Annotated in this window: 18 protein-coding genes; 14 read left to right on the top strand and 4 right to left on the bottom strand. The window is 77.9% G+C overall.

Annotation, left to right across the window (positions count from 1 at the left end; translation table 11 throughout):
* The first annotated feature begins 240 nt into the window (after positions 1–240).
* The 4 genes from Q0789_RS13360 (at position 241) to Q0789_RS13345 (ending at position 5,878) form a co-directional block, all read left to right on the top strand.
* Complete coding sequence (locus Q0789_RS13360) at positions 241–1,464, top strand: helix-hairpin-helix domain-containing protein (RefSeq protein WP_298806004.1); 1,224 nt, start codon at positions 241–243, stop codon at positions 1,462–1,464.
* Between the two features lie 163 nt (positions 1,465–1,627).
* A complete protein-coding gene (locus tag Q0789_RS13355) occupies positions 1,628–4,447 on the top strand; it encodes a ComEC/Rec2 family competence protein (protein ID WP_298806002.1) in 2,820 nt (939 codons plus the stop codon).
* A gap of 58 nt (positions 4,448–4,505) precedes the next feature.
* The gene (holA, locus tag Q0789_RS13350; RefSeq protein WP_298806000.1) at positions 4,506–5,549 is read left to right on the top strand and encodes a DNA polymerase III subunit delta; all 1,044 of its coding nucleotides are present in this window, start codon (positions 4,506–4,508) and stop codon (positions 5,547–5,549) included.
* A 56-nt stretch (positions 5,550–5,605) separates the two neighbouring features.
* On the top strand, positions 5,606–5,878 hold the full coding sequence (locus tag Q0789_RS13345; protein ID WP_298805998.1) for a YciI family protein: 273 nt from the start codon (positions 5,606–5,608) through the stop codon (positions 5,876–5,878).
* Positions 5,879–5,994: 116 nt separating this feature from the next.
* On the opposite strand, the gene rpsT is transcribed toward Q0789_RS13345, so the two are convergent.
* Entirely contained in the window at positions 5,995–6,255 is a 261-nt protein-coding gene (rpsT, locus tag Q0789_RS13340; RefSeq protein WP_298805996.1) for a 30S ribosomal protein S20, read from the bottom strand.
* Positions 6,256–6,574: 319 nt separating this feature from the next.
* On the opposite strand from rpsT, the gene lepA reads away from it, so the two are divergent.
* The 3 genes from lepA to Q0789_RS13325 all read left to right on the top strand — a co-directional run bounded on the left by lepA (position 6,575) and on the right by Q0789_RS13325 (position 11,142).
* Positions 6,575–8,449, top strand: a complete 1,875-nt coding sequence (lepA, locus tag Q0789_RS13335; protein ID WP_298805994.1) for a translation elongation factor 4 — start codon at positions 6,575–6,577, stop codon at positions 8,447–8,449.
* A 297-nt stretch (positions 8,450–8,746) separates the two neighbouring features.
* On the top strand, positions 8,747–10,420 hold the full coding sequence (locus tag Q0789_RS13330) for an HNH endonuclease signature motif containing protein (RefSeq protein WP_298805992.1): 1,674 nt from the start codon (positions 8,747–8,749) through the stop codon (positions 10,418–10,420).
* Between the two features lie 107 nt (positions 10,421–10,527).
* Positions 10,528–11,142: an MOSC domain-containing protein gene (locus Q0789_RS13325; RefSeq protein WP_298805990.1), complete on the top strand. Its 615-nt coding sequence runs from the start codon at positions 10,528–10,530 to the stop codon at positions 11,140–11,142.
* Here the strand turns inward: Q0789_RS13325 and Q0789_RS13320 are convergent.
* Positions 11,112–11,753, bottom strand: a complete 642-nt coding sequence (locus Q0789_RS13320; RefSeq protein WP_298805988.1) for a GNAT family N-acetyltransferase — start codon at positions 11,751–11,753, stop codon at positions 11,112–11,114. The two genes, Q0789_RS13325 and Q0789_RS13320, sit on opposite strands and share 31 nt — an antisense overlap.
* A 154-nt stretch (positions 11,754–11,907) precedes the next feature.
* Here Q0789_RS13320 and hemW point away from each other — a divergent pair, with 154 nt between their 5' ends.
* Positions 11,908–13,152 carry a radical SAM family heme chaperone HemW gene (gene hemW, locus Q0789_RS13315; protein ID WP_298805986.1) on the top strand — a complete coding sequence of 415 codons (1,245 nt, stop codon included), beginning with the start codon at positions 11,908–11,910 and terminating at the stop codon, positions 13,150–13,152.
* A 50-nt stretch (positions 13,153–13,202) separates the two neighbouring features.
* Here the strand turns inward: hemW and Q0789_RS13310 are convergent, their stop codons facing one another.
* On the bottom strand, positions 13,203–13,823 hold the full coding sequence (locus Q0789_RS13310) for a DUF4870 domain-containing protein (protein ID WP_298805984.1): 621 nt from the start codon (positions 13,821–13,823) through the stop codon (positions 13,203–13,205).
* Between the two features lie 201 nt (positions 13,824–14,024).
* Positions 14,025–14,954 (bottom strand): DUF3097 domain-containing protein, encoded by a 930-nt coding sequence (locus tag Q0789_RS13305; RefSeq protein WP_298805982.1) that lies wholly within the window; start codon positions 14,952–14,954, stop codon positions 14,025–14,027.
* 175 nt (positions 14,955–15,129) lie between these two features.
* Here Q0789_RS13305 and Q0789_RS13300 point away from each other — a divergent pair, with 175 nt between their 5' ends.
* The 6 genes from Q0789_RS13300 to ybeY all read left to right on the top strand — a co-directional run bounded on the left by Q0789_RS13300 (position 15,130) and on the right by ybeY (position 20,836).
* Positions 15,130–16,152, top strand: coding sequence for a TIGR03557 family F420-dependent LLM class oxidoreductase (locus tag Q0789_RS13300; RefSeq protein WP_298805980.1), 1,023 nt, complete (start codon positions 15,130–15,132; stop codon positions 16,150–16,152).
* 188 nt (positions 16,153–16,340) lie between these two features.
* A complete protein-coding gene (gene hrcA, locus Q0789_RS13295; RefSeq protein WP_298805978.1) occupies positions 16,341–17,372 on the top strand; it encodes a heat-inducible transcriptional repressor HrcA in 1,032 nt (343 codons plus the stop codon).
* Between the two features lie 108 nt (positions 17,373–17,480).
* Entirely contained in the window at positions 17,481–18,599 is a 1,119-nt protein-coding gene (dnaJ, locus tag Q0789_RS13290) for a molecular chaperone DnaJ (protein WP_298805976.1), read from the top strand.
* Positions 18,600–18,721: 122 nt separating this feature from the next.
* On the top strand, positions 18,722–19,135 hold the full coding sequence (locus Q0789_RS13285) for an HIT domain-containing protein (RefSeq protein ID WP_298805974.1): 414 nt from the start codon (positions 18,722–18,724) through the stop codon (positions 19,133–19,135).
* Between the two features lie 124 nt (positions 19,136–19,259).
* The gene (locus Q0789_RS13280) at positions 19,260–20,384 is read left to right on the top strand and encodes a PhoH family protein (protein ID WP_298805972.1); all 1,125 of its coding nucleotides are present in this window, start codon (positions 19,260–19,262) and stop codon (positions 20,382–20,384) included.
* Entirely contained in the window at positions 20,381–20,836 is a 456-nt protein-coding gene (gene ybeY / locus Q0789_RS13275; protein ID WP_212770705.1) for an rRNA maturation RNase YbeY, read from the top strand. Before Q0789_RS13280 ends, ybeY begins: the two co-directional genes overlap by 4 nt.
* Positions 20,837–20,919: the final 83 nt, after the last annotated feature.

Below are 20,919 nucleotides of genomic sequence, written 5' to 3'. Positions count from 1 at the left end.
ACGCCCACCCGCCCGACGACGACTCCAGGCCCGCCACCGACCAGGCACCGCGACCTATCGGTGGATCAGGGCTGAGGCGTGCGGGGGCGTCCGCGCCGGGGGTCCGTGCCGGGGGCGTCCGTGCCGTGGGCGGACGGGCGGGCGTCCGGGCGGTGCGCACAGGCGCGGCCCGGCGGGCCCGCGTCCCCAGGTAGGGCCGGTGCGCGGCGCGGGCGGGGGCCTGACGAGCAGCCTCTCGGTGTGGGACGAGCGGGGAGCACCGACGGCGAGGTCGTGCGCGCGCGGCTGGACGCCGTGCTGGCCGGACGCCCGCACCGCGGCGCCGGCGACGCGGCGGTCGCCGGCCCCGTCGCCCCCCGGGTGGACCCCCAGGACCTCGACGACGACGGCATGGACGAGGAGGACCTCGACGACGGCTCGGACGTGGACGGCCTCGTGGACGGCGGCGGGCGGGCCCGAGGGGGCCGCCGCGTCCGCCGCGGGCACGGGCGTCACGGGCACGGACGTCACGGGGCCGGCCAGGGGGCTGCCGACCGGTGGTCCGTCGCCGAGGAGCCGGACCTCGTCGAGGGCCTGGGCCTGTGGCCGCAGCTGCGGGCGGCCCTCGCGGACCGGGTGCCTCCGTCGGTGCGCGCCGCCCGGTGGGCTGTCCCCCTTCCGGCCGTCACGGCGACCCTCCTCGTCGCCGCCGTGGTCGTCGTCGCCCTCGCCGTCCGCTCCTCCGCGACGGCCCCGGGGCTGCCCGTGCCCGTCCGCGCGCCGGTGGCCGCCGCGGGCGCCCCGACGCCGGTGGAGGCGCTCGGGGGGACGCCGACGACCTCCGCCACCGCTCGCGGTACCGCGGCGCCGCCGGCGGCGACACCTGGGGCGCCTCCCGCGGCGCCTCCTGAGGTGCCTGCGGCGCCGGCGCCCTCCGGGGCGACGACCCCGCCGGGGGCCGCCGTGGCCGAGGAGCTCCTCGTGCACGTGGTGGGCAGGGTCGCGGCCCCGGGCGTCGTCCGGCTGCCGGTCGGCGCGCGGGTGGTGGACGCCCTCGAGGCCGCGGGCGGGGCGACGCCGGAGGCCGACCTCGCACGGGTGAACCTCGCCCGGCCGGTCGTCGACGGGGAGCAGGTGCTCGTCCCGGCGCCGGGGGAGGAGCCCGGCCCCCTGGTCGTCGCGGCCCCCGGTGCGCCGGCAGCAGGGACGTCGACCCCAGGGACGTCGACGGGGGCCGCGGGCGCCCCGGCGGCGCCGGGCGGCGGGGCAGGGGACGGCGGGGCATGGGGCGGCGGCCTGCTCGACCTCAACCGGGCGGGCCTCGCCGACCTCGACGGCCTGCCGGGCATCGGGCCCGTGCTGGCCCAGCGCATCCTCGACACCCGCGAGCAGCTCGGCGCCTTCACGAGCGTCGAGGAGCTGGGGGAGGTCAGCGGCATCGGCGAGGCGCGCCTCGCCGAACTGCGCGAGCTCGTGGTCGTCTGAGGTGCGGCCCGACGCCCGACCCGGCCTCCCGAGGCCCCCGGCACCGGGTGCGACGGGCGGCTCGCCCGGGACGAGCGGGGACCCCGGGACAAGCGAGGACCCCGGGACGGGCGGGTCCAGCGCGCCGGGGGCGTCGGCGCCGGGCGGCGCGCCGTCGGCCGACGTGCCGGCCGCGGGCCCGCCGTCCGCCGTCCAGCCGGCCGTCGAGGCCTCGCTCCCCGGCGTCCACCGCGAGGACCTGCGCCTCGTCCCGGCGGCGGTCGCCGCCTGGGGCGGCGCCGCGGCGGGCGTCGGCGTCCCGCCCGCGGTCGCGCTCTGGGCGGCCCTCGGCGGCCTCCTCCTCGCCGCCCTCCTCCTGGTCGGTCCCGTGCTGGTCCGCCCCGTCGGTCGCGCCCCCGTCCGTCGCGTCCCCGTCGCGTCCGTCCGCGTCGGCCCCGCTCGTGGTCCGGTCGCCGCCCGCGCCGCGCCGGGCCGCGCGGGCCCGGGCGCCGGGCTCGGCCGCCCGGGCCCGCGCCCGCGGGAGCACCGGCCCGGGGCCGCCGGAGCGCGGGCGGCCCTGGCGCTGGCCGCCGTCGCGGCCGCTGCCGCCCTGGCCTCCGCGGGCGTGCGCACGGCGGGCACCTCCGGTGGTCTCCTGCCCGACCTCGTCGAGCGGCGCGCCGTCGTGGAGGTCGCCGTCCGGGTGAGCGCCGACCCCTCACCGGTCGCCCCGGCGGCGCACGGTCCCAGCGGGTCCGGCGGAGCAGGGGCGTCCTCGCCCGAGCGGTGGGTCGTCCGGGTGCGCGCGCTCGAGGTCGCCGGACGCGGTGCGGTCGGCGGCGCCCGGGGCGGACTCCTCCTCGTCGGCGGCCGGCAGGTCGCCGAGCTGGGGCGCGACGAGGAGGTCACCGTCGTCGGGCGCCTCGTCCCCACCGAGCCGGGGGACGACGTCGTCGCGCTCCTGCGGGTGCAGGGCCCCCTGCATGCGGTCCGTCCCCCCACCGGGTGGCGGGGCGCCGCGGCGCACCTGCGCGCGGGCCTGCGCACGGCGGTCGAGCCGCTGCCCGCCGACCCGCGGGGCCTGCTGCCGGGCCTCGTCGTGGGGGACACCACCGCACTGCCCCCCGACCTGGAGGACGCCATGCGCACCGCCGGGCTCGCCCACCTCACCGCGGTGAGCGGCGGCAACACGGCCGTCCTCGTCGCCGCCGCCGCGGGAGGCGCCGCGCTCCTCGGCGCCCGGCGGCTCGCCCGGGCCGCCGTCGCCGGGGCCGCGCTCACCGCCTTCGTCGCCGTGGCCGGGCCGGAGCCCAGCGTGCTGCGCGCGGGCGTGATGGCGGCCGCCGCGCTCGTGGGGCTGCTCGCGGCCCGGCCGGGGCGCGGCGTGCCGCCGCTGGCGGCGGCCGTCGTCGTGCTCGTCGTGCTCGACCCGTCCACCTCGCGCTCGGTCGGCTTCGCGCTCTCGGTGCTCGGCACCGGCGCGCTCCTCCTGCTGGCCCGGCCGTGGGCCGCGGGCCTGGCGCGGGTCGTGCCGGAGCGGGCGGCCGTCGTCGTCGCGGTGCCGCTGGCCGCGCAGGCGGTCTGCGCGCCCGTCCTCCTGCTGCTCGACCCGCGGGTCTCCCTCGTCGCCGTGCCCGCCAACGTGCTCGCGGCGCCGGCGGTCGCACCCGCCACCGTGCTCGGCGTCCTTGCGCTCGCGGTGGCGCCCCTCTCGCCGCCGCTCGCCCACGTCCTCGTCGTCCCCGCGGGCTGGGCCGCCGGCTGGGTGGCAGCGGTCGCGCGGACCGCGGCGTCGGTCCCCGCGGCCACGGTGCCGTGGCCCGGCGGCTGGGCGGGCGCCGCCCTGCTCGCGGGAGTCCTGCTGACGGCCCTCGTCGTCCTCCCGGCGCTCCTCCGGGGCGTCGCCGCCGCGGTGCGCGCCCGGCCGCGCGACCCCGCGGGCGCCCGGGGCCTCGGGGCGGCCGTCGTCGGTGCCGGACCTCGGCCCCGGCGCCCGGCACGGGGCGGCCCCGACGTCCCGGCGGGCCGGCCGGGTGGTGCCGGGCGGGATCGCCGCCAGGTCCTGGCCCTGGTCGCGGCCGCCTGCCTCGTCACCGGGCTCGCCCTGGCGCCGCCGGTGCGGGCGCGGCTCGGCGGCGCGTCGTGGCCGCCGCCCGACTGGCTCGCCGTCCAGTGCGACGTCGGCCAGGGGGCCGCCCTGGTCGTCCGCAGCGGACCCGGCGCGGCGGTGGTCGTCGACGTCGGCCCCGACCCCGCCCTCGTCGACGGGTGCCTGGACCGCCTCGGCGTCGAGCGGGTCGACCTGCTCGTCCTCACGCACTTCCACGCCGACCACGTCGACGGGCTCCCGGGGGCGCTCGCGGGGCGGGAGGTGGAGCGCGCGCTCACGAGCCCGCTGCCCGTGCCGGACGCCGCGGCCGGCCGCGTCGCGCAGCAGCTGGCGGACGCGGGCGTGCCCTCGTCCGTCGGCGTGGCCGGCGAGCAGGGGACCGCGGGGGAGGTCCGCTGGCGCGTCCTCGCGCCCGGGGCGGGGGCGTCGCCGGGGCCCTCGGCCGCCGGCGGGGTCCGTGGTGCGGCTGGGGGCGGGGGTGCGGCGGGCGGCGAGGACGACGGCGCCAACGACGCGAGCGTCGTGGTCGTCCTCGAGGCGCCCGACGGGCGGGTGACCGCCCTCGGCGACCTCGGCGCCGAGGCCCAGGCGGCGCTGCGGCGGGCGACGTCGACGGACGCCGGCGCGTGGCCCGTCGACGTCCTCGGCGTCGCCCACCACGGCTCGTCCGACCAGGACCCCGGCCTCGCGGCGCTCGCCGACCCGCGCGCCGCGCTCGTCGGGGTGGGGGAGAACACCTACGGCCACCCCACCGCTCGCGCCCTCGAGCTCGCGGGGGCCGGCGGCGCCGTCGTCGCCTGCACGACGGCGACGGGGGACGTGGCCGTCTCGGGGCGCCCCGACGCGCTGGTGCTGACCGCACGGCGCGCCCTCCGCGACGGCGCCACGTGCTGAGGTGCGGGCGGCGCGGGCGCGCGGGGCGGGTGTCGGCGGCGCGTGGCAGGCTGCCCGAGTGGCCCAGGGCACCCGTCAGCAGCGGTCGACGAGCCGGTCCTCGGGCCGCTCGTCCGGCCGGTCCTCGGGCGCCCGGGGGTGGCGCGAGGCCGTCCCCGCGCCGCTCGTGCTCGTCACGGGCACCGAGCAGGTGCTCGCCGAGCGCGCGGTCGCCCGCGTCATGGCGCTGCAGCGCGCCGAGCACCCCGAGCTCGAGGTCGTCGGCGTCGACGCCACCTCCTACGAGGGGGGCGTGCTCGAGGCGGTCGCCAGCCCGTCGCTGTTCGGCGAGCCCCGGCTCGCGGTCGTCACGGGCGCCGAGGCCCCCGCCGAGCGCTTCGAGCCCGACCTGCGGGCCTACCTGGCCGCGCCGGCCGACGACGTCGTCCTCGTCGTCCGGCACGCCGGCGGCTCCGGCGGTCGCAAGGTCCTCGAGGTCGCCCGCGCGCACGCGGGTGCCGTCCTCGTCGACTGCCCGCCGCTCAAGAAGGACGCCGAGAAGCTCGAGTTCGTGGGCCTGGAGTTCGAGGCGGCGCGGCGGCGCATCGCGGCCCCCGCCGCGCGCGCGCTCGTCGACGCGGTGGGGTCCGACCTGCGCGAGCTGTCCGCCTCGTGCGCCCAGCTCGTCGCCGACACCTCGGGCACGGTCGAGGTGGAGGACGTCACGCGCTACTACGGCGGCCGCGTCGAGGCCACGGGGTTCCGGGTGGCCGACGCCGTCGTCGCCGGGCACCGCGCCGAGGCGCTCGCCCTGCTGCGCCAGGCGGTGGCCACCGGCCTCGACCCCGTGCCGATCGTCGCCGTCCTCGCCGCGCGGCTGCGGCAGATGGTGCTCGTCGGCGGCTCGCGGGGCCGGGGTGACGAGGTGGCGAAGGCGCTGGGCATGGCGCCGTGGATGGTCGACCGCACCCGGCGCGAGCTGCGCGGCTGGACGCCGGGCGCCCTCGGCGCCGGCATCGTCCTGCTGGCCGAGACCGACGCCGCCGTCAAGGGCGGCGGTCGCGACCCCGTCTACGCGCTCGAGCGCGCCGTCCTCGCCCTCTGCGACGCGCACGAGCGCTGAGCCGGCCGTCCTCGACCCCCGCGTCCGACCACCCGCCCCGCACCGGAGGAGCCCCCGTGACCCACTTCGTCGCCGAGATCGTCTACACCGCCGCCCCCGACGTGGTGGCGGCCTCGCGCCCCGCCCACCGGGAGCACCTGGCGGCGCTCCACGCCCGCGGGGCCCTCGTCCTGTCGGGTCCGTGGGCCGACGGCACCGGGGCCTGCCTCGTCTACCGGGCCGACGACGAGGCGGCCGTGCGCGGGATGCTGGCGGACGACCCGTTCCTCCGCGACGGCGTCGTGCAGGTCGTCTCGGTCCGGGAGTGGACCGTCGTCGTGGGCGGCTGACCCGCGTCCCGGGGGTCCGCCGACGAGGACGGCCCGAGACGACCGAAGGGCGCACCCCCCGTGGGGGTGCGCCCTTCGACGTCGTGCGCTGCGGGCGCCGGGCCCGCGGCGCCGCCTCAGACGGAGGCGACGCGCTTGGCGAGGGCCGACTTGCGGTTGGCCGCCTGGTTCTTGTGGATGACGCCCTTGCTCACGGCCTTGTCGAGGCGCTTGGACGCACGGGCGAGCGCCGACTGGGCCTTGTCGCGGTCGCCGCTGTCGGCGGCCTCGCGGACGGAGCGGACCGCCGACTTCAGCTCGGACTTGACGGCCTTGTTGCGCAGGCGCGCCTTCTCGTTGGTGAGGATGCGCTTCTTCTGGCTCTTGATGTTCGCCACGTCTGATTAGCTCCAGGTCGGTCGTGTCTGGCTCGTGCTCGAAGGTCTGCGAGGCGGCCACGACCCGGGCTGGACGCCCGGCGGTGGCGGTGCCGGTGCGCTCGGGCGCCCCACGAGGGGACGCGCGTCGGGCGCGACGTGCAAGGCTACCAGCGCCGTGGCCGCGGTCACCGCCGTCACCGCCCGGGCTCGTCGACGGCCGCGGGTCCCACCGCTCGCTCGGGCCCCGGGCGGGGCGCCGCGGCGTGCGACGATGGGCTCTCGCCCGCCGCCGGCCATGCGCCCGCGGCCCGGATCCCGACGGAGGTGGCCCGAGCCCGTGAGCGCCCCGGCCCGCAGCGACGCCGCGCACGGCAGCATCGAGCCCGCCTCGACCGCCCCCGCCCTGCTGCGGAACTTCTCGATCATCGCCCACATCGACCACGGCAAGTCGACCCTGGCCGACCGGATGCTGCAGATCACCGGCGTCGTGGACGAGCGGGCCATGCGGGCGCAGTACCTCGACCGCATGGACATCGAGCGCGAGCGCGGCATCACCATCAAGAGCCAGGCCGTCCGCATGCCGTGGACCGTCGACGGGCGCGCCCACGCGCTCAACATGATCGACACCCCGGGCCACGTCGACTTCACCTACGAGGTCTCCCGCTCCCTCGCCGCCTGCGAGGGAGCCGTCCTCCTCGTCGACGCCTCCCAGGGCATCGAGGCGCAGACGCTCGCCAACCTCTACCTGGCGATGGAGGGCGACCTCGAGATCATCCCGGTGCTCAACAAGATCGACCTGCCCGCCGCCCAGCCGGAGCGGTACGCGGAGGAGATCGCCGGGCTCGTCGGCTGCGACCCCGCGGACGTGCTCCGCGTCAGCGGCAAGACGGGCGAGGGCGTGCCCGAGCTGCTCGACCGCATCGTGCAGCGGGTGCCGGCGCCGGTCGGCGACCCGGACGCCCCCGCGCGCGCCATGATCTTCGACTCGGTCTACGACACCTACCGCGGCGTCGTCACCTACGTCCGCGTCGTCGACGGGCGCCTGGACCCGCGCCAGCGGATCGCCATGATGTCGACCCGGGCGACGCACGAGCTGCTCGAGATCGGCGTCAGCTCGCCCGAGCCGACGCCGTCGAAGGGGCTCGGGGTGGGCGAGGTCGGGTACCTCATCACCGGCGTCAAGGACGTGCGCCAGTCGCGCGTGGGCGACACGGTCACCGACGCGGTGAAGCCGGCGAAGGACGACCTCGGCGGCTACCGCGACCCGCGCCCCATGGTCTTCTCCGGGCTCTTCCCGCTCGACGGCTCCGACTACCCGGTGCTGCGCGACGCCCTCGACAAGCTCAAGCTCAACGACGCCGCCCTCGTCTACGAGCCGGAGACCTCCGTCGCCCTCGGCTTCGGCTTCCGCTGCGGCTTCCTCGGCCTGCTCCACCTCGAGATCGTCCGCGAGCGCCTGGAGCGGGAGTTCGACCTCGACCTCATCTCGACCGCGCCGAGCGTCGTCTACGAGGTGCGGATGGACGACGGCGAGGTCGTCTCCGTCACCAACCCCAGCGAGTTCCCCGAGGGCAAGGTGGGGGAGGTCCGCGAGCCGGTGGTCAAGGCGACGGTGCTCGCGCCGAGCGACTACATCGGCGCCGTCATGGAGCTGTGCCAGAGCCGCCGCGGAGAGATGCTCGGCATGGACTACCTCTCGCCCGAGCGGGTCGAGCTGCGCTACCAGCTGCCGCTGGCCGAGATCGTCTTCGACTTCTTCGACCAGCTGAAGTCGAGGACGAAGGGCTACGCGTCGCTGGACTACGAGCCCGCCGGCGACCAGGCGGCGGACCTCGTCAAGGTCGACGTCCTGCTGCAGGGCGAGAAGGTCGACGCGTTCAGCGCCATCGTCCACAAGGACAAGGCGTACCCCTACGGCACGATGATGGCCGGGCGGCTGCAGAAGCTCATCCCGCGCCAGCAGTTCGAGGTGCCCGTGCAGGCCGCGATCGGGGCGCGCGTCATCGCCCGCGAGACGGTCCGCGCCATCCGCAAGGACGTCCTCTCCAAGTGCTACGGCGGTGACATCACCCGCAAGCGCAAGCTGCTGGAGAAGCAGAAGGAGGGCAAGAAGCGGATGAAGATGGTGGGACGCGTCGAGGTGCCGCAGGAGGCCTTCATCGCCGCCCTCACCGCGGACGCCGCCGAGAGCAAGGACGGCGCCAAGAAGTAGCCGGCTCAGCGGTGGCGCCGCCGTGGGTCGCGACGGCGGTCGACGGCGCCCCACGAGCGGGCGGCGGCGGCGTCCTGCAAGAGGGTGCTCTCGTCATGGGCGGGAGCGAGGGCGGGCGCGGGCACGTCGGGCCGCTCGCACGGCGACGGTGCCGGGGCTGAGCTGGTCGTGGTCACGATCCCGCATCGGTCGTCCGCGGCGGCGGCTTGAGGGCTGCCGTTCCGGACGAGACCCGGCGTTGGTGACATCGAACACGTGTTTGAGCCGTTGTCGGTGGTCGCGCCTACGGTCGTGGGTGTGGAGGACGAGGTGGTGCCGGGGGCGGGGGTGCCCGACGCCGTGCCGGGCGCCGCGCACGAACCGGTCTCCGGTGCTGGCGCGGTGCCCGCGCTCGCGGCGCTGCGGTCGGCCCTCGACGCAGGGCGTTCTGCGGTGGCGGGGCTGGGGGTGTGGTCGGTGGCCACGTCGGACCTGCGGGCGGTGCTGTCCGAGCTGGAGTCGCTGGTGCGCGTCGCGCAGGCCGCGCAGGTGGTGGTGCTGGGGGAGGTCGCGGCCCGGGGTGAGGCGCTGGTGCCGGGCGGTCTGACGCCGGGTGAGCGGGCCGTCCTCGCCCGGTCGCGGGCGGGGGACGGGCGCGGTGAGCTCGCGGGGGTGTTGGGGGTGCACCCGGCGACGGCGGCGCGGCGTCAGGCGACGGTGGCGTTCGTGACGGGGGCGGGCCTGCCCGTGCAGCGGGTCGCGCGGACCGGTGGGCGTGGGGCGGGGCTGGGGGAGGGGTCCGCGACGGGCGCGGCGCTGGCCGCGGGGCGGGTGAGCGTGGACGCGGCGGACGTGGTCGCGGGGACGGTGCTGGACCTGCCCGAGCACTACGGGCCGGTGGGGCGGGCGGCGGTGGAGCGGGTGCTCCTCGAGCACGCCCCCGAGGTGCCGTTGACGGTGCTGCGGCATCACGCGGCGGGGTTGCTGGCCCGCGCCGAGCTGTCCGAGGCCGGCGAGGACGCCCTGGCCGGCGGTGAGGCCGCGCTGGAGGGCGCGGACCTCCTCGGCCGCCGGGAGGAGCGGGCGCACCGGCGCCGGGAGCTCTTCTGCTCGCCGGACCTGCACGGCACCTGGCACGTGCGCGGGCGCCTGGCTCCGGAGGCGGGCGCGATCCTGATGACTGCGCTCGAGGCTCTCGCCGCCCCGGAGCCGTCGGGGGAGCACGGCCCGGACCTGCGCTCGGCCCCGCAACGCCGCGCCGACGCCCTCGTCGCCCTGGCCGACAAGGCCCTGTCGGCCCCGCCGGGCAGCCCCACCGGGGTTCCCTCCGCGGGTGGGGCGCGGGCGCGGGTCGTGGTGACGATGGACCTCGCCTCCCTCACCGGCGAGGTGGCCGGGGCGGGCCTGCTGGTCGACGACGCCCCGTTGTCGGCCGGTGCGGTGCGCCGGTTGGCCTGCGACGCCGAGGTCGTCCCTGTCGTCCTCGGGTCCCGGTCCGAGCCGTTGGACGTCGGGCGGGCCGCGTACACGGTCACCCCGGCGCAGCGGCGGGCCCTGGCGATCCGCGACCGCGGGTGCATCGCCCCCGGCTGCGGCGCCCCCGTGAGCAGGACCCACGCCCACCACGTCGTGCACTGGGCCGACGGCGGCCCCACCGACCTGTCCAACCTCGCCCTGGTCTGCGGGCACGACCACCGCCGCGTCCACACCGGCGCCCTCGTCGCCCACCTCGTCGACGGCCGCCCCGTCATCACCCGCGCCGGCGACCCACCCCCAGCCACCGCGCCACCACCGTGGCGGGCACGCCTGGAAGACCTCGCCCACGAGCTGACCGACGAGCTCCACCACCCCGACGGTGGCTGTCCCGCCGAGGAGCCCGGCCGCGCCGACGGTGCGTCGTCGAGTCCGGCGCCGAGCCCGCCGTCGACGGAGGGAGCCGACGACCGCGCCGACGGTCCGCCTCCCGGCTCGGTCGTCGAGGACGACCCGTGACGGCCGGAGGCGGCCCCGTCGCGCCCTGGCGCTGGTCTACTGCCGCCATGCCTCCCGCCACGTCTCCGACCGGGTCCGCCGCAGGCCGTCTCCTCGCCGTCTGCCGCGTGCACCAGCTGCAGCCCGACGGGTCGACCGGGGACGTCACCGCCATCGACAAGCGGTCTCTCGCCGGGGCGGTCGACGTGGGCCACCTCGGGGTGCGCGGTGACGTCCAGGCGGACCGGAAGGACCACGGAGGGCCGGACAAGGCCGTCTACGCGTACGCGCAGGAGGAGGCCGACCACTGGACCGACGTCCTGCAGCGCGACCTGCCGCCGGGGCTCTTCGGGGAGAACCTCCGCACGGCCGGCGTCGACGTCGACGGCGCCGAGGTGGGGGAGCGCTGGCGCGTCGGCGAGCGGCTCGAGGTGGAGGTCACCATGGCGCGCACGCCGTGCCAGACCTTCGCCCGTCACCTCGGGGAGGAGCGGTGGGTCCGCCGCTTCACCGAGCGCGGCAGACCCGGTGCGTACCTGCGGGTGCTGGTGCCCGGTGAGGTGCGGGCCGGTGACGCCGTCGAGGTCCTCTCGCGCCCCGGCCACGGCGTCACGACGTCCGCCTTCTTCACCGACCGCTCGCCGGAGGACGCCCGGGTGCTTCGCGCGGCCCACGACGACGGCTCGCTGCGGCTCGCCCCCGCTCTGCTCGACTACGTCGACCGAGCGCTCTCGCGTCCCTGACGAAGGGCGCTCGCGGCGCAAGGGCGCCCGGAGGCGCTGAGCCTCGTGGTGGCTCGGGGCGGCTGCGGGACGGCCGCCACGAGCACGTGCTGCGGCTCCTGCCCCTCGACCCGCTGCTGCACGCCCGTGCCGCGGAAGCCGGCCGCGGCGTAGGCGCGCTGGGCCGCGGCGTTGCTCGTCCCCACGGTGAGGACGACGAGCGCGGGCCCGCCCGCCGCCACCGGTCCCCACAGGTCCGCGGCCAGCGCGGGCACCTGCGTGGCGGCGGCGCGGCCGTGCCCGCGCCCCTGCGCGGACGCCGTGAGGTAGAAGCCGCGCAGCAGGACGGCGCGCTCCGGCTCGTCGACGACCTGGGCGAGCAGGTCGCCGCGGTCCAGGACGCCGAAGCCGATGGGTTCCGCGTCCAGCAGGACGGCGAAGGGTGCCCGCCGCGGGTCGGCGTCGGCGGCCGGCAGCGTCTGCCGGGCGGAGGCCGAGGCGCCGAGCTGGTGCGGCGCCGGCTCCAGCTGCACCAGCGCGGCGCGCAGGGCGACGTCGTCGGGGGCCAGGGCCCGCAGGCGCACCCGCTGCGCCGGGGGGTCGTCGCGGCGTCGTCGCGTCGTCGGGTCCACCGACCCATCCTGCGCCCCTGGACCTGCGCGCCGTGGGCCGCGCTCGGAAAGCCGCCGGTCGGGTGGCCGCCCGGCAGCTCCGGCCGGAGGTGGGCCGGGTGGTCGCCCGGGGCCGTGGTCGGCGACCGCCCGGGGGGCGGGGGAGCATGGGGGAGTGAGCCCCGCCCTGCCCGTCGGAGACCCCGCGCCCGAGGACGGCGCCCTGCCGCCCTCCGCGGCCGTGGGCGCCGAGGAGCGCGCACTGGCCCTCTACCTGCACGTGCCCTTCTGCCGGGTCCGCTGCGGCTACTGCGACTTCACGACGTACACGGCCGAGGAGCTCGGCGGCGCCGGCAGCGGCTCGTCCCGCGCGGGCTACGCCGCCACGGCCGTCCGCGAGGTCGAGATGTCCGGCCGCGTCCTCGCGGCGGCCGGGCTGCCCGCGCGCCCCGTCTCGACGGTCTTCGTCGGCGGGGGGACGCCGACGCTGCTCCCTCCCGGGGACCTGCTGCGGATGCTCGAGGCCGTCCGCGACGTCCACGGCCTCGCGCCGGGGGCCGAGGTGACGACCGAGGCCAACCCCGACTCCGTGACGCCCGCGTCGCTCGCGGAGCTCGCCGCGGGCGGGGTGACCCGCGTGTCGTTCGGCATGCAGTCGGCCGTGCCCCACGTGCTCGCGACGCTCGACCGCACCCACGACCCGGCGCGGGTGCCCGACGTCGTCCGGTGGGCGCGCGAGGCCGGCCTGCAGGTGAGCCTGGACCTCATCTACGGCGCGCCCGGGGAGTCCCGCGACGACTGGCGGCGCAGCGTCGAGGCCGCGCTCGCCTGCCGCCCGGACCACGTGTCCGCCTACGCGCTCGTCGTCGAGGCCGGCACCAAGATGGCCGGGCAGGTGCGCCGGGGGGAGATCACGTCGCCCGACCCCGACGACCTCGCCGCCAAGTACGAGGACGCCGACGCGCTGCTCGGCGCGGCCGGCATGGCCTGGTACGAGGTGAGCAACTGGGCCGCGCGGCCCGAGGCCCGCTGCCGCCACAACCTGTCCTACTGGCGGGCCGACGACTGGTGGGGCGTCGGGCCCGGCGCCCACAGCCACGTCGGGGGCGTGCGCTGGTGGAACGTCAAGCACCCCGGCGCCTACAGCGCCCGCCTCCAGCGCGGTGCCTCGCCCGCCCACGGCCGGGAGGTGCTCGACGACGACGCGCGCCTCGTCGAGCGGGTCCTGCTCGGCGTCCGCCTGGCCGAGGGGCTGCCCGTCACGGCGCTCCCGCCGGAGGGCCGAGCGGAGGTGGCCGGCGTCGTCGCCGACGGCCTCGTCGAGCCCGGCTCGGGCGGGACCCCGCCGGAGCGCGTCGTGCTCACCGCCCGCGGGCGTCTGCTCGCCGACGGCGTCGTCCGCCGCCTGCTGGGCTGGTGACGGCGCCGCGGACGACCGTGGCCGGTGCCCCGGCCGTCCGCGGCGGGGGGTCAGCGCACGAAGCGGACCACGAGCGGGTAGCGGTAGCGCTCGCCCCGGTTGGACGCGACGGCGGCGAGGATGCCGAAGAGCACGAGCGGGAACCACAGCAGCGGCGGGAGCGCCAGAAGAGGCGAGAACAGCCCCAGAGTGATGAGGCTGAGGATGCCGAAGGCGATGTAGAGCCCCACGAAGTACAGCGCGAGGGAGATGTGCGCGTTGAGCGCCTCCTTCGTCTGGTCCTGCACGAACAAGCCCCGGTCCTTGAGGACGAGGTAGGCGACGAGCGGTCCGAGCACCGGCACGACGATGCCGGCGACGTGCGTGAGCGTCGCCCACATCCGCTGGTCGGCGGGACGCAGGTCGTCCGTCCCCGCCGGACGCGGGGCCTGCTGGCCGTAGCCGGAGCCGTAGGTGCCGGCGGTCCGCTGGTCGCCGCCGCCGTAGGGGCCCCCGGCGAAGGGGTCGCCCTGCGGTGCGCCGCCGCCGCGGGGGCCGGTGGAGGCGTCACCGCTCCCGGTGCCCGGTCCCTCGGACCCCGCCGGGGACGACGGCGGCTGCGGCGGGGGCGACCACCCGGTCGGGGGCTGCTCGGCGCGGGGCTCGTCGCCGCGGGGCTGCTGGTCGGACACCGGAGGCTCCTCACTCGGGCCGCGCGGGTCGCGCCCGGGTCCCCACGCTAGGGGTCGGGCGACCGCCGCGGCCCACCGGCGCGCGGTCGACCTCCCCCGGGAGGCGGCGTCGGCCGACCACCCGCGGGGCGGAGGCGCCCGGAGCACCGGCGGCTCAGGCGCCGGTGCCCCAGCCGTGGGGGGCTCAGCGCGCCGGGGGCCTCAGGCGCCGGGGGCGGTGACGAAGTCGATGAGCTCCTCGACGCGGCCCGACAGGGACGGCTCGAGGTCGGCGATCGTCGTCACCGCGCCGAGGATCCGCTTCCAGCCGTGGGCGACGTCGCGCTGGTCGGCGTGCGGCCACCCGAGCGCGGCGAGCACGCCGTGCTTCCACGAGGTGCCGCGCGGGACCTCGGGCCACGCGCGCAGCCCCAGCGACGCCGGCCGGACGGCGGCCCAGACGTCCACGTAGGGGTGCCCGACGACGTGCACGAGGCCCCGCCAGCGCGGGTCGGCGAGCGCCGCGTCCACGACGCGCGTCTCCTTGCTGCCCGCGACCAGGTGGTCGACGAGGACGCCGACGCGGCGGCCGGGCTCGGGGGCGAAGGCCGCGAGCGCGCCCGCGAGGTCGTCGACGCCGTCGAGCGGCTCGACGACGACCCCCTCCACGCGCAGGTCGTCGCCCCACACCTTCTCGACGAGCTCGGCGTCGTGGCGGCCCTCGACCCAGATGCGGCTGCCGCGGGCGACCCGGGCGCGCTGGCCGGTGACGGCTCTGGAGCCGCTGGCCGTGCGGCCCGGGCGCAGCCCCGTGGACGCCGACGACGAGCCCGGCCCGCCCGCTGCCGACGAGCCCGGTGCGCGGCGCGGCGGCACGAGGAGGACGGGGCGCCCCTCGACGAGGAAGCCCGGGCCCATGGGGAACCCGCGCGTGCGCCCGCGTCGGTCCTCGAGGTGGACGACGTGCGTGCCGCCGGCCTTCTCCACGCGGACCACGGCGCCCGTCCACCCCGTCTCGGCGTCCTCGACGACGAGGCCGCGCTCGGCCGCGAGCTCGGCGCTGCGCCCGCGGCGGGGGACCCTCCAGTCGCCGGACAGGACGTCGGAGCCGTACCGGTCGCCGGGGCGCGCGCCGGAGGTCGTGCTGCTCATGCGCACCGACGCTAGCCCGCGCGGGTGCGGCCGGGGCGACGCCGCGCCCGCGTGCGCCACCCCGGCGGCGCTCCTAGCGTGGAGGCGCGACCAGCCCCGCCGCCCCGCGACCGTGGGGGATCCGCACCGCGGGAGCCCACCGGACCAGCCCAGAGGACCACCGCGGAGGACCGCCATGCAGATCGGCTACAAGCTCGCGACCGAGGCCTTCGACCCGAAGGAGATCGTCCGGCAGGCCGTCGAGGCCGAGAAGGCCGGCTTCGACTTCGTCGAGATGAGCGACCACTTCCACCCCTGGCTCGACACCCAGGGGCACAGCGGCTTCACGTGGGCGCTGCTGGCCAACATCGCGGCGAGGACGTCGACGCTGCGCCTGGCGACGGGCGTGACGTGCCCGAGCGTCCGCTACCACCCGGCCGTCATCGCCCAGGCCGCGGCCACCATGCAGATCATCTCGGACGGGCGCTTCACGCTCGGCGTCGGCGCCGGCGAGCGCCTCAACGAGCACGTCGTCGGGGGCCAGCACTTCCCCAGCGTGCGCGGCCGCCACGCGCGCTTCCGCGAGGCCCTGGAGATCATCCGGTTGCTCTGGCAGGGCGGGTACCGCTCCTACGAGGGCAAGCACCTGCAGCTGGAGGACGCCCGCGTCTTCGACCTGCCCGACGAGCTGCCCGCCATCGCCGTCGCGGCCAGCGGCCCGGTGTCCGCGCGCATCGCCGCCGAGCTGGGCGACGGCCTGTTCGCCACGGAGCCGAAGGGCGACATGGTCGCCACGTGGAAGCGCCTCGGGGGCGAGGGGCCCGCCTACGCCGAGGTGCCGCTGGCCTGGGCGCCCGACGCGGAGAGCGCCGCCCAGGCGGTCTGGGAGAAGACGCGGTGGGCGCTGACGGGCTGGAAGGTCATGTCCGAGCTGCCGAACCCCGTCAACTTCGACGCCGCGACGCAGAGCGTGACCCTCGAGCAGATCCAGCAGCAGTTCGCGTGCGGGCCCGACGTCGCCCGCCACCTCGAGGTGGCCCAGCAGTTCGTCGACGCCGGCTTCGACCACGTCGTCACCATGAACGCGGGGCCGGACCCCGACGGCTTCATGGACTTCTTCCGGCGCGAGCTGGCCGAGCCGCTGCGCGCGCTCACGCCGAGCGAGGACGCGCAGGGCCCGGGGCTCGCCGACCGCGTGCTCGGCGCCGTCCGCGGCTGAGCCGGCTGCGCGGCCTCCGCCGTCCTCGTCGTCCGGCCCGGCGCGGCGCCTCCCGGGCGCCGTGCCGGGCCGCCCGCCGCGCGGGCGTAGGCTTGGCACTCACGACCGAGGAGTGCCAGGCGCGGGGCGAGCCGCGCCGGCCCGGCGGCGCGCAGCCGCGGCGGGCGGACGAGGGCGGAGGTGCACCGGTGAGCGACGAGCGGCGGCTGGCGGTCCTGCGGGCCATCGTCGAGGACTACGTCGCGACCCGGGAGCCGGTCGGCTCCAAGGTCCTCGTCGAGCGCCACAGCCTCGGGGTCTCGCCCGCCACCATCCGCAACGACATGGCCGTCCTCGAGGAGGAGGGCTACATCGCCCAGCCGCACACGAGCGCCGGCCGCGTCCCCACGGACAAGGGCTACCGCGCCTTCGTCGACCGGCTCTCCACGGTGAAGCCGCTGTCCCCGGCCGAGCGGCGGGCCATCTCGACCCTCCTCGACGACGCGACGGACCTCGACGACGTCCTCACGCGGACCGTGCGGGCGCTCGCCCAGCTCACGCGCCAGGTCGCCGTCGTCCAGTACCCGTCCCTCAGCCGGGCCACCGTCCGCCACGTGGAGCTCGTGCCGCTCGGCGGCCCGCGCCTGCTGCTCGTCCTCATCACCGACTCCGGGCGGGTCGAGCAGCGCACGGTCGAGGTCGGGCACGAGGTGCCCGAGACCCTCGTCGCCGAGATGCGCACGCGCCTCGGCGAGGCGTCCGCGGGCGCCCGGCTCTCCGACGTCGTCGCCCGCCTCCCGGCCCTGCCCGAGCGCTTCCGCCCGGAGGACCGCGACGTCGTGCGCGCCGTCCTGCGGGCGCTCGAGGACTCGCTGTCCGCCGAGCGGGAGGAGCGCGTCGTCCTCGCGGGCACGGCGAACCTCGCGCGCGCGGGCACCGACTTCCCCCAGTCGATCTCGCCGGTCCTCGAGGCCATCGAGGAGCAGGTCGTCCTCCTGCGGCTGCTCGGGGAGATGGCCGACGACGCGGCGGCGGCGGCGGGCGGCGTGTCCGTGCGCATCGGGCGCGAGCTCGAGCACGACCGCCTCCTCGACGCGTCGGTGGTGACGAGCGGCTACGGCTCGGGCGGCCAGGTGGTCGCCCACCTCGGCGTCCTCGGCCCCACGCGCATGGACTACCCGACGACCATGGCCGCCGTCCGCGCGGTGGCCCGCTACGTGTCCCGCATCATCGGCAGCTGACCCGGCGGGCGGGCGCCCGGTGGGCCCGCCGCCCGCGCGTCCCCGGCCCGACCCGGCGGCCGCCGTCCCGACCCACGGACCTGACCCCGACAGGAGCGAGCACCCCTGGTGAGCGACCACTACGAGGCCCTGGGCGTCCCGCGCGACGCCTCGACCGAGGACATCAAGAAGGCGTACCGGAAGCTGGCGCGCAAGCTCCACCCGGACGTCAACCCCGGCGAGGCCGACCGCTTCAAGGACGTGTCCGCGGCCTACGACGTGCTGTCCAACCCCGAGAAGCGCCGCGCCTACGACCGCGGCGAGAGCCTCGGCGGCTTCGGCGGCGGGGGAGCGGGCGGCGGCTTCGGCTTCAGCGACATCTTCGAGACCTTCTTCGGCGGCGCGGCCGGGGGCGGCGGGCGGGGCCCGGCCTCGCGCGCCCGCCGGGGCCAGGACGCGCTGGTGCGCGTCGAGGTCGACCTGCGCGACGCCGTCTTCGGCGCCGACCGCGAGCTGCAGGTGGACACGGCCGTCGTCTGCTCCACGTGCCAGGGCTCGTGCTGCCAGCCCGGCACCTCGCCGCGCACCTGCGAGGTCTGCGGCGGCCGCGGCCAGGTGCAGCGCCAGGTCCGCAGCTTCCTCGGCCAGGTCATGACGACCGCGCCGTGCCCGAACTGCGGCGGCTTCGGCACGACCATCCCCAACCCGTGCCCCGAGTGCGCGGGGGAGGGGCGCGTGCAGGAGCGCCGGACCCTCACGGTCCGCATCCCCCCGGGCGTCAGCACGGGCACCCGCATCCAGCTGGCGGGCCAGAGCGAGGTCGGCTTCGGCGGGGGCCCGCCCGGCGACCTCTTCGTCGAGGTCGTCGAGCGCGACCACGAGACCTTCACCCGCCGGGGCGACGACCTGCACTGCACGGTCCAGGTGCCCATGACCGCGGCGGCGCTGGGCACGACCCTGTCCGTCGACACCCTCGACGGCGCGCAGTCCGTCGACGTGCGCGCCGGCACCCAGTCCGGCGAGGTGCACACGCTGCGGGGCCTCGGCGTCGGGCACCTGCGCGGCGGTGGCCGCGGCGACCTGCTCGTCCACGTGGACGTGCAGACGCCGACCCGGCTCGACGAGCGCCAGGAGGAGCTGCTGCGCCAGCTCGCCGAGATGCGGGGCGAGGAGGCGGCCGAGGGCCGTCTGACGAGCGCCGGCGGCGGGGTGTTCGGACGGCTGCGGGACCTCATCTCGGGGCGCTGACCCGGCGCTCGACGCCGGTGCGAGCGCGGGGCCGCTCGGCGCGCGCTGTCGGACCGCGCGCCGGGCGGGCCTCCGGCCGTGGGGTCGGGGCGCCGTACGGCGGCCGCCTAGAGTCCCGGTGCATGACGGACAGCGATCAGGCCACGCCCCGGCGCGACGCTCCCGCCGGTGGCGCAGACCCCCGGCGGCAGGACGGCTGCGTCTTCTGCGGCATCGTCGCCGGGGAGGTGCCGGCCGAGCTGGTCGCGAGCACCGACGCCGTCGTCGCCTTCCGCGACCTCGCCCCGCAGGCCCCGCTGCACGTCCTCGTCGTGCCGCGCGACCACCACCCGGACGTCGTCGCGCTGGCGGCGGAGGCTCCCGGCGTCCTCGCGGACCTCGTCGCCACGGGCGCCCGGGTGGCCGCCGACGGGGGCGCCGCGGCGGGCGAGCACCGCCTCGTCTTCAACACGGGGGCGTCTGCGGGGCAGACCGTCCACCACGCGCACGGCCACGTCCTCGCAGCCCCGGGCGGGGAGCTCGCCGGGTCGCTCTGACCGGCTCGCCCCGCGGGGCGGCGCCACCCCGGTCGGCCCGGCGGCCGCGGGCTACCCTTCACCCGACGAGCGCGCCCGGCCCGGTGGTGCGCGAGCGCGAGGAGCCCTGGGCCCCGGCCCGCCCATGACGCAGCCCCACGAGACCTCCCCCCGCCGCCCCGGCGGCGCGCGCCCCGCGACCGGGCGGACCCGCCACACCGTCGTCGTGCCTCCCGAGGTGCCGATGCTGTCGCTGCTCGGCAGCGGGGACCAGCTGCTGCGCGTCGTCGAGCGCTCGTTCCCCGAGCTCGACGTGCACGTGCGCGGCGACGAGATCACCGCCTCCGGGCCGGCGCCCGAGGTGGCGCTGCTCGAGCGGCTCGTCGACGAGCTCTCCGCCGTCGTCGCCGCCGGCCAGGTGCTCACCCCCGACGCCGTCGAGCGGTCGGTCGCGATGCTGCGCCGGGCGACGAGCGAGCGGCCCGCCGACGTCCTCACGCTCGACGTCCTGTCCTCGCGCGGGCGCACCATCCGCCCCAAGACCCTGGGGCAGAAGCGGTACGTCGACGCCATCGAGGAGCAGACGGTCGTCTTCGGGATCGGCCCCGCCGGAACGGGCAAGACCTACCTCGCCATGGCCAAGGCCGTGCAGGCGCTGCAGGCCAAGCAGGTCACGCGCATCGTCCTCACGCGCCCGGCCGTCGAGGCGGGGGAGCGGCTCGGCTTCCTGCCGGGCACGCTCACCGAGAAGATCGACCCCTACCTGCGGCCGCTGTACGACGCCCTGGGCGACATGCTCGACCCGGAGCAGGTGCCGCGGCTGCTGGCCGCGGGGACGATCGAGGTGGCGCCGCTCGCCTACATGCGCGGACGCACCCTCAACGACGCCTTCATCATCCTCGACGAGGCGCAGAACACCTCGGCCGAGCAGATGAAGATGTTCCTCACGCGCCTGGGCTTCGGCTCGAAGATGGTCGTCACCGGCGACGTCACGCAGGTCGACCTCCCGAGCGGCACCGAGTCGGGCCTGCGCGTCGTCCAGGACATCCTCGACGGCGTCGACGGGGTCGCGTTCGCCCGCCTCGAGGCGGGCGACGTCGTCCGGCACAAGCTCGTCAGCGACATCGTCGAGGCCTACGGCCGGTGGGACGCGCGCCGGGGCGCCACCGCGCCCGACGGCCAGCGCCGCGACGTGAGGGGCCCGCGCCGGTCGGCGCCCGCCCGCAGCGGCGCGCACGAGGCGCCGGCCTCCGAGGACGCCGGCGCATGAGCGTCGAGGTCGCCAACGAGACGGCGCACGCCGTCGACGAGCGCGAGCTCGCCGACCTCGCCCGCCACGTCCTCGACGCCCTCCACGTCCACCCGCGCGCGGAGCTGTCGGTCCTCGTCGTCGACGAGGAGGCCATGGCGGCCCTGCACGTGCAGCACATGGGCGAGGAGGGGCCGACCGACGTCCTGTCCTTCCCCATGGACGAGCTCCGACCGGGCACCGACGCCGAGCCGAGCCCGCCGGGGCTGCTCGGCGACGTCGTCCTGTGCCCCGACGTCGCGGCCCGCCAGGCCCGGGCGGCCGGGCACTCCACGGCCGACGAGCTCCTGCTGCTGACGACGCACGGCGTCCTGCACCTGCTGGGCTACGACCACGCCGAGCCGGAGGAGGAGCGCGCCATGTTCGCCCTCCAGCGCCAGCTGCTCCTCGAGTTCCTCGGGCAGCGCCGGTGAGCCCGCGCCCGCCCGACGACCGCGCCGACGACCTCGACGACGACGACGTCCCCCCGCCCGGCGTCCCCGCCTCGGCCGTCGTC

The sequence above is a fragment of the uncultured Pseudokineococcus sp. genome, assembly GCF_947499845.1.
In the GTDB taxonomy this organism is placed as follows: domain Bacteria; phylum Actinomycetota; class Actinomycetes; order Actinomycetales; family Quadrisphaeraceae; genus Pseudokineococcus.
Note: the sequence above shows the minus strand (reverse complement) of the source record. Positions and strands in the feature narration are given on the sequence as shown.

Coding starts and splice junctions, on each gene's coding strand:
- Q0789_RS13305 (WP_298805982.1), bottom strand. CDS start 14,954: ATGAGCAGCACGACCTCCGGCGCGCGCCCCGGCGACCGGTACGGCTCC.
- Q0789_RS13280 (WP_298805972.1), top strand. CDS start 19,260: ATGACGCAGCCCCACGAGACCTCCCCCCGCCGCCCCGGCGGCGCGCGC.
- Q0789_RS13285 (WP_298805974.1), top strand. CDS start 18,722: ATGACGGACAGCGATCAGGCCACGCCCCGGCGCGACGCTCCCGCCGGT.
- ybeY (WP_212770705.1), top strand. CDS start 20,381: ATGAGCGTCGAGGTCGCCAACGAGACGGCGCACGCCGTCGACGAGCGC.
- Q0789_RS13300 (WP_298805980.1), top strand. CDS start 15,130: ATGCAGATCGGCTACAAGCTCGCGACCGAGGCCTTCGACCCGAAGGAG.